The organism is Sinorhizobium sp. BG8, assembly GCF_016864555.1.
Taxonomy (GTDB): Bacteria; Pseudomonadota; Alphaproteobacteria; order Rhizobiales; family Rhizobiaceae; genus BG8.
In genome coordinates this window covers 164452-180000 of record NZ_CP044012.1, presented here as the reverse complement: position 1 = coordinate 180000, position 15549 = coordinate 164452, and the positions used below count along the sequence as shown (strand labels likewise).

Annotated in this window: 10 protein-coding genes, 1 tRNA gene, 2 rRNA genes and 1 pseudogene; 12 read left to right on the top strand and 2 right to left on the bottom strand. The window is 60.9% G+C overall.

Features of this window, described 5'->3' with window-relative positions:
- The first annotated feature begins 336 nt into the window (after positions 1–336).
- The 3 genes from F3Y30_RS21900 to F3Y30_RS21890 all read left to right on the top strand — a co-directional run bounded on the left by F3Y30_RS21900 (position 337) and on the right by F3Y30_RS21890 (position 3710).
- Positions 337–3135: ribosomal RNA gene (locus tag F3Y30_RS21900) — 23S ribosomal RNA — on the top strand.
- A 192-nt stretch (positions 3136–3327) separates the two neighbouring features.
- A 5S ribosomal RNA gene (gene rrf / locus F3Y30_RS21895) occupies positions 3328–3442 on the top strand.
- A 191-nt stretch (positions 3443–3633) separates the two neighbouring features.
- Positions 3634–3710: transfer RNA gene (locus F3Y30_RS21890), tRNA-Met, on the top strand.
- A 623-nt stretch (positions 3711–4333) separates the two neighbouring features.
- Here the strand turns inward: F3Y30_RS21890 and F3Y30_RS21885 are convergent.
- Positions 4334–4641: pseudogene (locus tag F3Y30_RS21885) on the bottom strand (adenylate/guanylate cyclase domain-containing protein); the annotation flags it as partial.
- 158 nt (positions 4642–4799) lie between these two features.
- Here F3Y30_RS21885 and F3Y30_RS21880 point away from each other — a divergent pair.
- From F3Y30_RS21880 to F3Y30_RS21850, 7 genes are read left to right on the top strand one after another with little or no spacing between them, the layout of a single operon-like run.
- Positions 4800–6956, top strand: coding sequence for a NosR/NirI family protein (locus tag F3Y30_RS21880; protein WP_203427295.1), 2157 nt, complete (start codon positions 4800–4802; stop codon positions 6954–6956).
- Between the two features lie 17 nt (positions 6957–6973).
- Positions 6974–8902, top strand: a complete 1929-nt coding sequence (nosZ, locus tag F3Y30_RS21875) for a TAT-dependent nitrous-oxide reductase (protein ID WP_203427294.1) — start codon at positions 6974–6976, stop codon at positions 8900–8902.
- Between the two features lie 3 nt (positions 8903–8905).
- Positions 8906–10234 (top strand): nitrous oxide reductase family maturation protein NosD, encoded by a 1329-nt coding sequence (locus F3Y30_RS21870; protein WP_203427293.1) that lies wholly within the window; start codon positions 8906–8908, stop codon positions 10232–10234.
- Positions 10200–11099 carry an ABC transporter ATP-binding protein gene (locus tag F3Y30_RS21865; RefSeq protein WP_203427292.1) on the top strand — a complete coding sequence of 300 codons (900 nt, stop codon included), beginning with the start codon at positions 10200–10202 and terminating at the stop codon, positions 11097–11099. The genes F3Y30_RS21870 and F3Y30_RS21865 overlap by 35 nt, the downstream gene beginning before the upstream one ends.
- The gene (locus F3Y30_RS21860; protein WP_203427291.1) at positions 11096–11917 is read left to right on the top strand and encodes an ABC transporter permease subunit; all 822 of its coding nucleotides are present in this window, start codon (positions 11096–11098) and stop codon (positions 11915–11917) included. Before F3Y30_RS21865 ends, F3Y30_RS21860 begins: the two co-directional genes overlap by 4 nt.
- On the top strand, positions 11914–12495 hold the full coding sequence (locus F3Y30_RS21855; protein ID WP_203427290.1) for a nitrous oxide reductase accessory protein NosL: 582 nt from the start codon (positions 11914–11916) through the stop codon (positions 12493–12495). The genes F3Y30_RS21860 and F3Y30_RS21855 overlap by 4 nt, the downstream gene beginning before the upstream one ends.
- A 3-nt stretch (positions 12496–12498) precedes the next feature.
- Entirely contained in the window at positions 12499–13413 is a 915-nt protein-coding gene (locus tag F3Y30_RS21850; RefSeq protein ID WP_203427289.1) for an FAD:protein FMN transferase, read from the top strand.
- A 118-nt stretch (positions 13414–13531) separates the two neighbouring features.
- Here the strand turns inward: F3Y30_RS21850 and ric are convergent, their stop codons facing one another.
- A complete protein-coding gene (gene ric / locus F3Y30_RS21845; protein WP_203427288.1) occupies positions 13532–14206 on the bottom strand; it encodes an iron-sulfur cluster repair di-iron protein in 675 nt (224 codons plus the stop codon).
- Positions 14207–14540: 334 nt separating this feature from the next.
- Between ric and F3Y30_RS21840 the strand changes: the two genes are divergently transcribed.
- Together F3Y30_RS21840 and F3Y30_RS21835 are read left to right on the top strand one after the other, a co-directional pair.
- A complete protein-coding gene (locus tag F3Y30_RS21840; RefSeq protein WP_203427287.1) occupies positions 14541–14813 on the top strand; it encodes a hypothetical protein in 273 nt (90 codons plus the stop codon).
- A gap of 187 nt (positions 14814–15000) precedes the next feature.
- Positions 15001–15531: a YcnI family protein gene (locus F3Y30_RS21835; protein ID WP_203427286.1), complete on the top strand. Its 531-nt coding sequence runs from the start codon at positions 15001–15003 to the stop codon at positions 15529–15531.
- Positions 15532–15549: the final 18 nt, after the last annotated feature.

Below are 15549 nucleotides of genomic sequence, written 5' to 3'. Positions count from 1 at the left end.
TTGTTGGCGAGTTGATCGCCGGAAGCTTCGGACCGCAAGGCTCCGGGGTTTTTGGTGTTTGACGAACCTCTGACGGCATGTTGATGGATGTTGCCTGACCGCGCATCCCCGGACAGATCTCGAGAAGCTGGTCTTAATGATATGACTTCGCGGTGCACCGGCGTGCCCGCAATGAAGGACATATCGAACACGTCGATGGCATCTGATTGGTGTGGTTGTAAAAGGTAACCGCACTGTTGGGCCTGGCCGTATGGCCAGATTTGGAACCCCTTCGAGCGCAAGCGAGGAGGTAAGGAATTCCAAATCCAACTAAGGATGAGCATTGGCAATGAGAACGATCAAGTGTCGTAAGGGCAATTGGTGGATGCCTTGGCATGCACAGGCGATGAAGGACGTGATACGCTGCGATAAGCCGTGGGGAGCTGCGAATGAGCTTTGATCCATGGATCTCCGAATGGGGCAACCCACCTTAAATGCTTGGAAAATCCAGACTGTTCGCAAGGACGGCCTGGGTTTCCAAGCATTGTGATAAGGTATCTTACCTTCGAATACATAGGGGTAAGAAGCGAACGCAGGGAACTGAAACATCTAAGTACCTGCAGGAAAGGACATCAACCGAGACTCCGTAAGTAGTGGCGAGCGAACGCGGACCAGGCCAGTGGCATCAGGCGATGAAGTGGAACGGAATGGAAAGTCCGGCCTTAGCGGGTGATAGCCCCGTACACGTAGAATACCTGATGTCCTTGAGTAGGGCGGGACACGTGAAATCCTGTCTGAACATGGGGAGACCACTCTCCAAGCCTAAGTACTCGTGCATGACCGATAGCGAACAAGTACCGTGAGGGAAAGGTGAAAAGCACCCCGACAAGGGGAGTGAAAGAGAACCTGAAACCGGTTGCCTACAAACAGTCGGAGGGCGCAAGCCTGACGGCGTACCTTTTGTATAATGGGTCAACGACTTAGTGTGACGAGCAAGCTTAAGCCGATAGGTGGAGGCGCAGCGAAAGCGAGTCTGAACAGGGCGTTCAGTTCGTCGCATTAGACCCGAAACCGAGTGATCTAGCCATGAGCAGGTTGAAGGTTGGGTAACACCAACTGGAGGACCGAACCCGCATCTGTTGCAATAGATTGGGATGACTTGTGGCTAGGGGTGAAAGGCCAATCAAACTCGGAAATAGCTGGTTCTCCGCGAAAACTATTTAGGTAGTGCGTCGACCGAATACCCTCGGGGTAGAGCACTGGATGGGCTATGGGGACTCACCGTCTTACTGATCCTAACCAAACTCCGAATACCGAGGAGTACTAGTCGGCAGACACACGGCGGGTGCTAACGTCCGTCGTGAAGAGGGCAACAACCCTGACCTCCAGCTAAGGTCCCCAAGTCATGGCTAAGTGGGAAAGGATGTGAGGATCCCAAAACAACCAGGATGTTGGCTTAGAAGCAGCCATCATTTAAAGAAAGCGTAACAGCTCACTGGTCTAAATAAGGGTCTTTGCGCCGAAAATGTAACGGGGCTAAAGCCATGCACCGAAGCTGAGGATGTGGTAGCAATACCACGTGGTAGCGGAGCGTTCCGTAAGCCTGTGAAGGGATACCCGTGAGGGGTCCTGGAGGTATCGGAAGTGCGAATGTTGACATGAGTAACGATAAAGAGGGTGAGAGACCCTCTCGCCGAAAGACCAAGGGTTCCTGCTTAAAGTTAATCTGAGCAGGGTTAGCCGGCCCCTAAGACGAGGCGGACACGCGTAGTCGATGGGAACCACGTTAATATTCGTGGGCCTGGTGGTAGTGACGGATCGCACAAGTTGTTCAACCTTATTGGATTGGTTGGGCGGCGGAGCGGTTCCAGGAAATAGCTCCACCATTATAGACCGTACCCGAAACCGACACAGGTGGTCAGGTAGAGTATACCAAGGCGCTTGAGAGAACTGCGTTGAAGGAACTCGGCAAATTGCACGCGTAACTTCGGAAGAAGCGTGACCCCAATCTACGCAAGTATGTTGGGGTGGCACAGACCAGGGGGTAGCGACTGTTTATCAAAAACACAGGGCTCTGCGAAGTCGCAAGACGACGTATAGGGTCTGACGCCTGCCCGGTGCTGGAAGGTTAAGAGGAGAGGTGCAAGCTTTGAATCGAAGCCCCAGTAAACGGCGGCCGTAACTATAACGGTCCTAAGGTAGCGAAATTCCTTGTCGGGTAAGTTCCGACCTGCACGAATGGCGTAACGACTTCCCCGCTGTCTCCAACGCAGACTCAGTGAAATTGAATTCCCCGTGAAGATGCGGGGTTCCTGCGGTCAGACGGAAAGACCCCGTGCACCTTTACTATAGCTTTACACTGGCATTCGTGTCGGCATGTGTAGGATAGGTGGTAGGCTTTGAAGCAGGGACGCCAGTTTCTGTGGAGCCATCCTTGAAATACCACCCTTATCGTCATGGATGTCTAACCGCGGCCCGTCATCCGGGTCCGGGACAGTGTATGGTGGGTAGTTTGACTGGGGCGGTCGCCTCCGAAAGAGTAACGGAGGCGCGCGATGGTGGGCTCAGACCGGTCGGAAATCGGTCGTCGAGTGCAATGGCATAAGCCCGCCTGACTGCGAGACTGACAAGTCGAGCAGAGACGAAAGTCGGTCATAGTGATCCGGTGGTCCCGCGTGGAAGGGCCATCGCTCAACGGATAAAAGGTACGCCGGGGATAACAGGCTGATGACCCCCAAGAGTCCATATCGACGGGGTTGTTTGGCACCTCGATGTCGGCTCATCGCATCCTGGGGCTGGAGCAGGTCCCAAGGGTTTGGCTGTTCGCCAATTAAAGCGGTACGTGAGCTGGGTTCAGAACGTCGTGAGACAGTTCGGTCCCTATCTGCCGTGGGTGTAGGAATATTGACAGGATCTGTCCCTAGTACGAGAGGACCGGGATGGACATATCTCTGGTGGACCTGTTGTCCTGCCAAGGGCATAGCAGGGTAGCTATATATGGAAGGGATAACCGCTGAAGGCATCTAAGCGGGAAACCCACCTGAAAACGAGTATTCCCTTGAGAGCCGTGGAAGACGACCACGTTGATAGGCCGGGTGTGGAAGCGCAGCAATGTGTGAAGCTTACCGGTACTAATCGCTCGATTGGCTTGATCGTTCTCATTGAAAATGCTCATCTCAAGGCCAACGCGTCAGCGTTGGTCCTGATAGAGCCAAGGCGAAAGCCTTTGCGACGGGCCCGGCAAATGCAAGGCATTTGTCCGGTTTGTTGCTCCAAAGACGTGTTCACAAAAGACAAAACATGATCGCAAGATCATTACCAGCTTCTCATCAACTTGCCCTTAGCCGACCTGGTGGTTCTGGCGGGGTGGCTGCACCCGTTCCCATTCCGAACACGGCCGTGAAACGCCCCAGCGCCGATGGTACTTCGTCTTAAGACGCGGGAGAGTAGGTCGCTGCCAGGTCTGCTAAAGGCAAGTTGAAAACATAGATCCCCTTCTCATCACACACTCGGCCCAAGCCGATCAAAAAAAGGGCCGCGCAAAGCGGCCTTTATGCGTTATAATCCTCGACAGCTTCGAGGTCTTCGAACTCAACGGTATTTTGCCCAATGGCAAAAACCGGTCGGTATTTTGCCAAGGCAAAAGCCAGGTAACGCGGGGTGGAGCAGCCCGGTAGCTCGTCAGGCTCATAACCTGAAGGCCGCAGGTTCAAATCCTGCCCCCGCAACCAAACATCACAAAGCCCCGCTCGGAGAAATCCGGCGGGGCTTTCTGCGTTAAAGCGCACACCAAAGCACCGACCCAAGCGGGAAAGCGGCAAGGCTGAGAGGGGAGGGGGCGACCGAGAAACGCCAAATCCTGCGCCAACAACCAGATCCCCAAGCAAGTTCGCCTTCCGAATGACAGCGGACCTTCCTGCGGAACTGGTGGACGAGCGTCGAGTGCGGCGGGAACGTGCTCATTTGGAGCTTTGTCGAGGTTGCCGCTGAAGGCACAGCGCGTCGCGCCGGCGAGGGAGATCGCTGCCTTCGCCGCATCGGCGTCGGGCATGGCAGCTCAGTCGGCAATGTCGTCTTCAATCGCAAGCCGGCATACGGACGTCGGAAATCTTTCCGGTGGAGGAAAGCGATTGCTGAGCGACAGGTTCAAGAACTGTTGCCTGCCGCGTTGACTTCCTCCGAAGCTTGTAGCGCTCGACCTAATGCAGTGTATATCGGCTCCGCGGTGTGGTCGCCTTGAACCGCGCCGGGTTTGCCGGAGGCTCCAACTTCAGAGAAAGTGGAGCCGATATGGCCAAGGCAACGAACAAGTTTTCACCTGAAGTACGCGAACGTGCCATCCGTATGGTGCTGCCTGCAGTCGGGCGGCAATGTTGACACCATCGCCGTAGACGTCATCGCCTTCGACGATGATGTCATCGAGATTGACGCCGATCCGAAACCTAATTCGTTGCCTTTCGGAAACGCCCTGATCCCAGCTGACCATTTTTCGCTGGATCACGGCGGCGCACTGGACGGCATCTACGACGCTTGCGAACTCGACCAGCGCACCATCACCCATGAGCTTGATGATGCGGCCGTGGTACTCATGTATGGCGGGATCGACCGTTTCCGTCGGCAGGCGCTCAACCTGGCCAACGTGCCGCGCTCATCTTCTCCCATGAGGCGGCCGCAACCGACCACATCGGGTCTCAACAGGCACGAATTCCCCCCAGACGTGAGAGTTCGGTTGGGCAACTGCTTTTTGTTTGACCCACGTCAACGACCGTCCCGCGTGAACGTTCCAATGCTCCGGCTACTTTTTGCTGGAATGCCTTGGAATGAAACTCTTGCCTCTTGTCCTTCTGCTATGGGCTAGCCTTTGCTTTGCGGTCTCGGCCAGCGCGGCGACGGTGTTGCAGGAGTATCTGCCCGCCGCGAAGGCCTCGGACCTTGTGCCGGGTGCAGAGAGTTTCGGTCCGGTGCGCGACGATCTGGCGGTGGCGCCGGTGCTGATGGGTGGGAAGACCGTGGCGTGGGTCTTCATCACCTCGGATTTCGTGGGCACGACCGGCTATTCCGGCAAGCCGATCCACACACTCGTAGCGGTGGGAACGGATGCGAAGATCATCGGCGTCCAGCTGGTCAAGCATTCCGAGCCCATCGTCCTCATCGGCATTCCCGATGCGAAGGTGAAGGCGCTGGTTGCCGGTTATGCCGGGCTGGATCTCGTCGCCGAAGCGAAATCCGGTGGCACGGCCCATGAGGTGGACATCATCTCCGGCGCAACCGTGACGGTGATGGTGATCGACGACTCGATCGTGCGCTCGGGGCTGAAGGTCGCGCGAACACTTGGCCTTGGCGGCCTCGCGCCCGAAGCAGAGAACGCCGGACCCCGTTCCGCGATTGATCCCGCTGCCGCTTCGCCGGCCGACTGGACGGAGGCCGAGGGCGATGGAACCCTGCGCCGGCTGTCGCTCGACGTAGCGCAGGTCAATGCCGCCTTTGCCGAGCATCCCGACGAGCGCGCCCGCGAGCGCGCAATTGGCGAAGCGCCGCAGACCACCTTCATCGACATGCAGGCGGCGCTGGTTTCAGTGCCCGCCATCGGCAAGGCGCTGCTCGGCCCGGCCGAGGAGGCGAACCTGAAGGATTGGCTCGGCGAGGGTGAGAATGCCATCGCGGTGATGGGGCGTGGGCTCTATTCCTTCAAGGGCTCGGGCTATGTGCGCGGCGGTATCTTCGATCGTATCGTGTTGATCCAGGACGATGTTTCCGTGCGCTTCCGCGATCGCGACCATCGCCGCCTCGGCAGTATCGTGCTGGCTGGCGCGCCTCAGTTCACCGAGATGGATCTGTTTCGCATTCCCGCCAACGCCGGGTTTGACCCGACAAAACCCTTCCGCATCCAGCTTCTCGCGCAGCGCGAGGTGGGGCCTATCGAAAAGGTCTTCCATACCTTCGATCTCGGCTACCAACTGCCGCAGAAATACCTCAGCGCCATCGCGCCCCCGGTGAAGGAGGCCGTCGTCGTTGCCGAGCGCGACGAGGGGAGCGCGCAGGCGGACCTGTGGAAACGCATCTGGAGCGATTCCAAGCTCAAGATCGTCGTCCTCGGTTCCATGCTGGTGGTGCTGACGGGGGTGTTCTTCTTCCAGACCTACGCAGTGAAGAACGCCAAGGGCTTCTACATCTTTCGCATCATCTTCCTGACAGTGACGCTGGTCTTCCTTGGCTGGTACGCCAATGCGCAGCTCTCGGTCGTCAACCTGATGGCGCTGTTCGGCAGCCTGGTGACCGGTTTCAGCTGGCAGGCATTCCTTCTCGATCCGCTGACGTTCATCCTGTGGTTCGCCGTTGCCGCCGCGTTGCTCTTCTGGGGGCGGGGGGCCTATTGCGGCTGGCTCTGCCCCTTCGGCGCCCTCCAGGAACTCACCAACCAGATCGCGCGCAAGTTGCGTGTTCCGCAATGGACGCTGCCCTGGGGGCTGCATGAGAGGCTCTGGCCGCTCAAGTATATGGTCTTCCTCGGTCTCTTCGGCGTGTCGCTGATGAGCGTCGAGCAGGCCGAGCATCTGGCAGAGATCGAGCCGTTCAAGACCGCAATCATCCTGAAATTCATCCGCGCCTGGCCGTTCGTGGCCTATGCCGTCACGCTTCTCGTCGCCGGGCTCTTCGTCGAGCGGTTCTACTGCCGCTATCTCTGCCCGCTCGGCGCGGCGCTCGCCATCCCCGCGCGCATCCGCATGTTCGACTGGCTCAAGCGCTACCACGAATGCGGAAATCCCTGCCAGACCTGCGCCAACCAATGTCCGGTGCAGGCGATCCACCGGACCGGCGAGATCAATCCGAACGAGTGCATCAACTGCCTGCACTGCCAGGTTCTCTACCAGTCCGAAACCGTATGCCCCGTCGTGATCAAGAAAATGAGGTCGCGGGCCAAGCTCGCCGCAAGTCCCGGTGGGGCCCCCATCCAGCAACCCGCAGTGAAAGCTTAACAGAAGAGGAGTCGATCATGGAATCGAATGAAAACAAGGGGCTGAGCCGCCGAGCGCTTTTCAGCGCCACGGCAGGAACGGCCGTTCTTGCCGGCACGATGGGGCCGGCCGCGCTCGGTATCGGTGCCGCAGGTCTCGCGACCCCGGCCCGCGCCGCGCCCGGAGCCGATGGTTCCGTGGCGCCCGGCAAGCTGGACGATTACTACGGCTTCTGGTCCTCGGGGCAGTCGGGTGAGATGCGCATTCTCGGCATCCCCTCGATGCGCGAGCTGATGCGGGTTCCGGTGTTCAACCGCTGCTCGGCCACCGGTTGGGGCCAGACGAATGAATCGATTCGCGTCCACCAGCGCACGATGACGGAGAAGACGAAGAAGCAGCTTGCCGCGAACGGCAAGCACATCCATGACAACGGCGACCTGCACCACGTCCACATGTCCTTCACCGAAGGCAAGTACGACGGTCGCTATCTCTTCATGAACGACAAGGCCAACACCCGCGTGGCGCGCGTGCGCTGCGACGTGATGAAGACCGATGCCATCCTGGAGATCCCGAACGCCAAGGGTATCCACGGCCTGCGCCCGCAGAAATGGCCGCGCTCGAACTACGTCTTCTGCAACGGTGAGGATGAAGCGCCGCTGGTCAACGACGGTTCGGCCATGAAGGACGTCTCGACCTACGTGAACATCTTCACAGCCGTCGATGCCGACAAGTGGGAAGTCGCCTGGCAGGTAAAGGTCTCGGGCAACCTCGACAACTGCGATGCCGACTACGAGGGCAAGTGGGCGTTCTCGACCAGCTACAACTCCGAAATGGGCACGACGCTCGAGGAGATGACGAAGTCCGAAATGGACCATATCGTCGTCTTCAACCTCGCCGAGATCGAGAAGGCGATCGCCGCCGGACAGTACGAGGAGGTCAACGGCGTCAAGGTCGTGGACGGACGCAAGGACGCCAAGTCGCTCTTCACCCGCTATATTCCGATCGCCAACAATCCCCATGGCTGCAACATGGCGCCGGACAGGAAGCACCTTTGCGTGGCCGGCAAGCTATCGCCCACCGTCACCGTGCTTGACGTGACGAAGTTCGACGCGCTGTTCTACGAGAACGCCGAGCCACGGAGCGCCGTCGTGGCTGAGCCGGAACTGGGCCTCGGCCCGCTGCACACGGCCTTCGACGGACGGGGCAATGCCTACACCTCGCTCTTCCTCGATAGCCAGGTGGTGAAGTGGAACATCGACGAGGCCATTCGCGCCTACGCCGGTGAAAAGATCAACCCGATCAAGGATAAGCTCGACGTTCAGTACCAGCCTGGCCACCTGAAGACGGTGATGGGCGAGACGCTGGATGCCTCCAACGACTGGTTGGTGTGCCTGTGCAAATTCTCCAAGGACCGCTTCCTCAACGTCGGGCCGCTGAAGCCGGAGAACGACCAGCTTATCGACATCTCCGGCGACAAGATGGTGCTGGTGCATGACGGCCCGAACTTCGCCGAGCCGCATGACGCCATCGCTGTCGCGCCGTCGATCCTGCCGAATATAAAGTCGGTGTGGGACCGCAAGGACGCGTTCTGGGCCGAAACGCGCAAGCAGGCCGAGGCCGACGGCGTCAATATCGACGAATGGACCGATACCGTGATCCGCGACGGAAACAAGGTGCGCGTCTACATGACCTCGATTGCGCCAAGCTTCAGCCTGGAAAGCTTCACGGTGAAGGAGGGTGACGAGGTCACGGTAATCATCACCAATCTCGATGAGATCGACGACCTGACGCACGGCTTCACCATGGGCAACCACGGCGTGGCCATGGAGATCGGCCCGCAGCAGACGAGCTCCATCACCTTCGTCGCCGCCAATCCGGGTGTCTACTGGTACTACTGCCAGTGGTTCTGCCATGCCCTGCACATGGAAATGCGCGGACGGATGTTCGTGCAACCGAAGGAAGCCTGATCGATGCGCCTGCCCGTTCTCCTGATAGGCCTTCTTCTCGCTTCGCCGCTTGCCGCGGCGGAGCGTGCTGTCGCGCCGGGTACGGGCAGTCTTGCAGCGGCGATCGCCGGGGCCGCACCCGGCGATGTGCTTGTACTCACCGATGGGGCCTATGTGGGCCCCGTCACCATCGACCGGCCGCTCACCATCATCGGCTCGCGCGGCGCAATGGTGGACGGCGAGGAGCAGGGCAGCGTGATGACGATTTCCGCGCCTGACGTGACCCTCTCGGGCTTCACCGTCACTGGTTCGGGGCGCGTGAATCAGAACCTCGACGCCGGTGTGAAAATCCTCCAGGGCGCCGACCGCGCGCGCATCGAAAAGCTGCTCGTCACCGGCAATATGCACGGCATCGACGTGCATGGCGGCCGCAATACCGTCGTCATCGGAAACGAGATCATCGGCACCGACAGCCCGCGCATGAACGAGCGAGGCAACGGCATCTATGTCTGGAACAGCCCCGGCACGCTGCTGGAGAACAACGTCATCCGCTACGGCCGCGACGGCATCTTTTCCAATGCCAGCGCCGACAGCATCTATCGCGGCAACATCATGCGCGACCTGCGCTTTGCCGTGCATTTCATGTATACGCGCAACACCGAGATTTCCGGCAACATCTCGGTCGGCAACCATCTCGGCTTCGCCATCATGTTCTCCCACCGGGCGAAGATCCTGAATAATGTCAGCCTCGGTGATCGCGAGCACGGGCTGATGCTGAACTATGCCAACAATGCCGATGTCTCAGGCAATCTTGTGCGTGGCGGCACGAGGAAGTGCCTCTTCATTTACAACGCCCACAAGAACCTCATCTGGGACAACCGGTTCGAGGGCTGCGGCATTGGCATCCATTTCACCGCCGGCTCCGAGAAGAACGTGCTGACCGGAAACGCCTTCATCGCCAACCGCGAACAGGTCAAATATGTCGGCACCCGCAACATGGAATGGAGCCACGACGGCAGGGGCAATTTCTGGTCAGACCATCCGGCCTTCGACCTCAACGGCGACGGTATCGCCGACAGCTTCTATCGCCCCAATGACCTGATGGACCAGATCCTCTGGTCGCAGCCGGCGGCAAACCTGCTCATCGGCTCACCCGCCGTGCAACTCGTGCGCTGGAGCCAGCGGGACTTTCCCGCCACTCTGCCCGGAGGCGTGCGCGACAGCGCACCACTGATGCGGCCTCTCAACATATCTCTCCCGCCCGAAATCCTCGGTTTTGAAGCCGAAGCCGCCGGTCGCTGGGCCGAAGGAAACTACGATGACACCGACACTGACAATCTCTCAACTCACTAAGCGCTTCGGTGATGTGGAGGCGTTGAAGACGGTTTCGTTGACGCTGGAGGCTGGAAAACGCGCGGCGCTGCTCGGCCACAATGGCGCCGGCAAGTCGACGCTGATGAAGATCGTCCTCGGCCTCATTCCCTTCGACAGTGGAGAAATCACGGTCTGCGGCGCGGTGCCGGGTTCGCCGGCGGCGCGGGCTCAGGTGTCCTATCTGCCGGAAAACGTCGCATTCCACCCGGCCCTGAGCGGGGAGGAACAGCTTCGCCACTATCTGGCGCTGCGCGGAGAAAACCCGCGTCAGGCCATGGAGCTTCTTGCGCGCGTTGGTCTTGCCCACGCCGCACGGCGGCGGATCGGCACCTATTCCAAGGGAATGCGCCAGCGCGTCGGTCTAGCCCAGACGCTGATCGGCCGTCCGCGTCTCCTCGTGCTGGATGAGCCGACCTCGGGTCTAGATCCGGTGTCACGGCGCGATTTCTACGACCTTCTCGATGGACTTGCCGCCGAAGGAGCTGCGATCCTGCTCTCTTCCCATGTGTTGACCGAGGTGGAGGCCCGCACCGACTGCATCCTTATTCTTTCGGGCGGCGAACTGGTGGCGGAAGGCACGCTCGCCGACCTGCGCGCCCGCGCCGCGCTGCCTGTCTCCCTTCTCGTTCGCCCCACATCCAGCCATGCGCCATCCCTGGCGGCCGCCTTTCCCGAAGCCGTTGCCGGCGGAGACGGGCTGCTTCGCCTTTCCTGCGCGCAGGCGGAAAAGCTGCCGCTTCTCGCCCGTATTGCAGCGCTCGGCGGAGAGGTCGCCGATCTCGATGTGATCCCGCCGAGCCTCGAGGATATCTACAGCCATTTCAGCCGGAGGGCCGGGCAATGAACCGCATCTTCGCCACAGCGACCAGCGAATTCCGTATCGCGTTCCGCAATCGTTGGGTTTCCATCGCCACCGGAATGATGGTGCTGTTCGCGCTGGTACTCGCCGCCGCCGGTGCCGCCCCGACGGGAGATGTGGGCGTGGACCGGCTCTCGGTGACCGTCGCCTCGCTCACCTCGCTCGCGGTTTACCTCGTGCCGCTGCTGGCGCTTCTGATGAGCTTTGATGCGGTGGCGGGCGAGGTGGAGCGTGGCACGCTGCCGCTGCTCCTCACCTATCCCGTCTCGCGCTCGCAGATTTTGCTCGGCAAGCTTCTGGCACATCTCGCAATCCTCGCGCTTGCGGTCGCGCTCGGTTATGGAGCCGCGGCGTTGGTGGCCGTGTGGTCCGATCCAGAGTCGATCAAGGGGCTCGGCTCGTTGTGGCGGTTGATCTGGTCCTCGGGTCTGCTCGGTGCGACCTTTCTCGGCGCGGGCTATGCGCTTTCCGCACTGGCGCGCCGTCCCTCCGGGTCAGCAGGGCTTGCCATAGCGCTCTGGCTGGTTGCGGTCGTGCTCTACGACCTGGCGCTCCTCGCGCTGATCGTCTCGGACGGGGGCGGGGCCTTTACGACGCAGGTGCTGCCGATGGCCCTGCTCGCAAATCCCGCTGACGCTTTTCGCGTCTTCAATCTTTCGGCGGCGGCGGCCGTTGCGGCAGCTGGCGGCATTGGCGGAGCGGCGGGCGCGATCCCGCTCTGGCAATCGGCCGCCTCGCTCCTCCTCTGGCCGCTTGCCGCCATCGCGCTTGCCGTTGCGGCTTTCCGGAAGGTGACGCCATGAAAAACCGTGTTCGCCCAATGTTGTTCGTCGCAGCGCTCGTGCTGCTTTCGGCCTGCAAGGAGGAGGTGGTGCAAAGCACTGCGCCGCTGGACATGACGCCCGAGACGCTCGGCCATTACTGCCAGATGAACCTCCTGGAGCATCCCGGCCCCAAGGCGCAGGTTTTCCTTGAGGGCGATCCTGCGCCGTTGTTTTTCAGCCAGGTGCGCGACGCCATCGCCTACATGCGCGGGCCGGAGCAGGTCGCGCCGATTCTCGCCGTCTACGTCAACGACATGGGATCGGCAGGCGCGACATGGGATCGGCCCGGCAATGGCAACTGGATCGTCGCCGACATGGCATTCTACGTCCTCGGCTCCGAACGTGTGGGTGGTATGGGCGCGCCGGAAGCCGTGCCTTTTTCCAGCCGCGAGCGCGCTGAGGCTTTCGTTTCCGCCGAAGGCGGCCGCGTCCTGACGCTTGCGGAAATTACCGATGACATGGTTCTCGCGCCGGTCGAAGCCGGCGCTGACCAAGGCGCCGACGACGCGGACTTCGACGGTCGTCTGCGTGCCCTGCCCAACAAAGCCGGAGGTTGAACCATGCCTGTGACCCGTCGTCGCCTGATCGCGATTACCGCAGCCTTGGCTGTCCTGCCCGCCGTCGCCCGTGCCTCGGAGACTGGCACCACGCGCGAATGGACGGGCCAGGCACTCGGCGCCCGCGCCTCGATCCGGCTCGATCATCCCGACGGAGAGGCCATCACAGCTCGCGTCATGGCCGAGATCGCCCGGCTGGAAAATATCCTCAGCCTCTACCGGCCTGAGAGCGCGCTCTGCCGGCTGAACCGCGATGGGCATCTTGCTGCGCCGCCCTTTGAACTGCTGGAATGCCTGTCGCTGGCCGGTGCCGTGCACAGGGCGAGTGGTGGGCGGTTCGACCCCACTGTACAGCCGCTCTGGGCGCTTTGGGCCGAAGCCGCAGCCGGCGGCACAAGGCCCGATGCGCAGGCCATCAAGGTGGCGCGGAACAAGACCGGCTGGGACAAGGTGGAACTCGATCCAGACGCAATCACCATGCAGCCCGGCATGGCGCTGACCTTGAACGGGATCGGCCAGGGCTACGTCGCGGATCGGATTGCCGCGTTGCTGGAGGCGGAGGGCCTCAGCGACATCCTGATCGACACCGGCGAACTGCGCGCGCTCGGCGGTAGGCCGGAGGGCGGAAACTGGCCGGTGCTACTGGAAACCGGTGAGCGCCTGTCACTGCGCCAGCGCGCGCTCGCCACCTCTGCGCCGCTCGGCACAACCTTTGATCAGGCCGGACGGGACGGTCATATTCTCGATCCCGCAACGGGAATGCCCGCGGTGGGGATTTGGCGCGCCGTGTCGATCTCGGCGCCGTCAGCTGCTATCGCAGATGCACTCGCAACTGCCAGCTGCTTGATGTCCGATCCAGCTTTGATCCTGGCCATGCTTGGTCGTTTCGACGGCGCACGCCTGGAGGCCAGCGCATAGCCGTGTGCCGTTCCTCGGCCTGTCCGCGAAGGGTCGAAGCACTGTATCGAAACCACAGGCGAGCCGATGACAAAGCGGCACCCGGAGCACCCGGATGCCGCCGCGGACTTTGCTACCGTCAGTCCTTGATCGCGACCGGATTTTCGAAACGGGGGAAGAGGACCGCGTTCTCGAGATGCATGTGCAGGACGATATCATCGGTGAGCTTTCTGAGCCCCGTATAGAGCGCAGTCCACGAGCCGCAGGCGCCAGCGGGCAGCGCCATGCCATGGGCGGCGTGCTCGATGTCCTGGAGAAGTCGAGCGGTATCGGCGTGTTCATGGCGCATTTGCGCAATCGGCTGAGAGATGCGCGTGCTTTGACCCCGCCGCATCAGGGGAAACAGGATTTGTTCCTCGCTTGTCATGTGGTCCTCCAATTCGTCTTGCAGCGCGACGAGTGCTCGTGCGAGCCCCGAGGGGGCCACCGGGTGATCGCCGTGGACGCGTTCGACCTTCTGTGCGAGCGGTATCAGAAAAGCCAGTTCACGGCGGTGGGTGTCATGGTAGCGCGAGAGGAGGTGATCGATGAGAGGTTCGGTCTCCTGAGGAGCTTCCCGGTCAGCCGCTCGCTGGAGCGCTTCCAGTTCAGCGAGCATGTCCGCCGGCGACAGGCCGACTCTTTCGGCAGCTTCACGAAGCGGTATGTCGCCGCTACAGCAGAAATTGACGGCCGAGCGGCGAAACAGCTCTGCCGCACCCGGCAGTTCGCTGGCAATGGTCCTCACAGGCGTTTCGAGAGAAAGCGTTTGCATACTTGATCCTTTGCAGAGGTTGATTTTTCGGGCTTCCATCTCCCAATTTGCAGGATCCCCACACGACGTCTTTGCGCCCGGCCGAACAACAGAAAGCTTGCAGAAGGATTTTTCGCGATCCTGCTTGTCGCATCGCAAAGTGTGCGACAATTCGGCAGGGAAGGAGCCTTTTCTTTGCAAGGCATGATTGGTAAGCCTTGGCGCGAGAGGTTCTTATGAAGACGAATGTGCAACAGCGCCGGAATGGAATGGTAGCCTTCGCGGTCGCCGTTCTCATGGCGTTGCAGGTTCTTCTGGCCCCCTCGCACTTGCATCCACGACCGCCACCTCCCCGGTGGATGACTTCGGCAATCCGCTCTGCATCACCCACCTGGACGAGCAGAAGCCGGTGTCCATGCCGGGCAAGGAGCGCTCGCTCGCTCCGGATTGCTGCACGCTTGCCTGCGGCACAGCCGCAGGCCTCGTTCCGCCCTATCGCCCGGTCCTCATTCTGTTCAATCCCCTTGCGCAACCGTCGCAGCGGATTTTCGATGCTTGCGGCGAGCATGTCCCGTCGGCGCACGAGGCCCTGTCCGGGCATCCTCGCGGTCCCCCGGCGGCCATCTGATCGCTGAGCCAGCCCCATTTCGACCAAGCATGACGATCGAACCTGAACCGCGCCGTGCTTTCGCGCGCGTCCCGATCGCTGTCTGACATCCGGCTCGCAGGCTTTCGTGCGCCCTTGTGATCGCACGCCCGTTCCTACTCCACCATACCTCGCCGGCAGGAATGACCGGCCCTATTGGAGACTGACAATGCTGAGAACAACACTTGCAACCGTTGCCGCCCTCGCCCTCGGCACGAGCGCTGCCTTTGCCCATGTTTCGCTGCAACTGAAGGACGCGCCGGTCGGCTCGACATACCGCGCGATCTTCCAGGTGCCGCACGGTTGCGAAGGCAAGCCGACCAACTTGGTGCGGGTGCAGATCCCCGAAGGCGTGATCGCGGTGAAGCCGCAGCCGAAGGCTGGCTGGACGCTTGAGAAGATCAAGGGGACCTATGCGAAATCCTACGACTACTACGGCACGCCGACCGGCGAAGGCGTGAAGGAAGTCGTCTGGAGCGGCGGGAACCTCGGTGATGACGAATACGACGAGTTCGTGCTGAGGGTCTATCTGACGAAAGATTTGAAAGCAGGCGAAACGCTCCATTTCCCGGTGGTGCAGGAGTGCCCGGATGGCGTCGCAGAGCGCTGGATCGAAATCCCTGCCGAAGGCCAGTCGGATGACGATCTCGAACTTCCCGCACCTGGTGTGAAGCTGCTCGAGGCCGCAAGCGGTCACTAAAACACGAGAAGGCCGGCG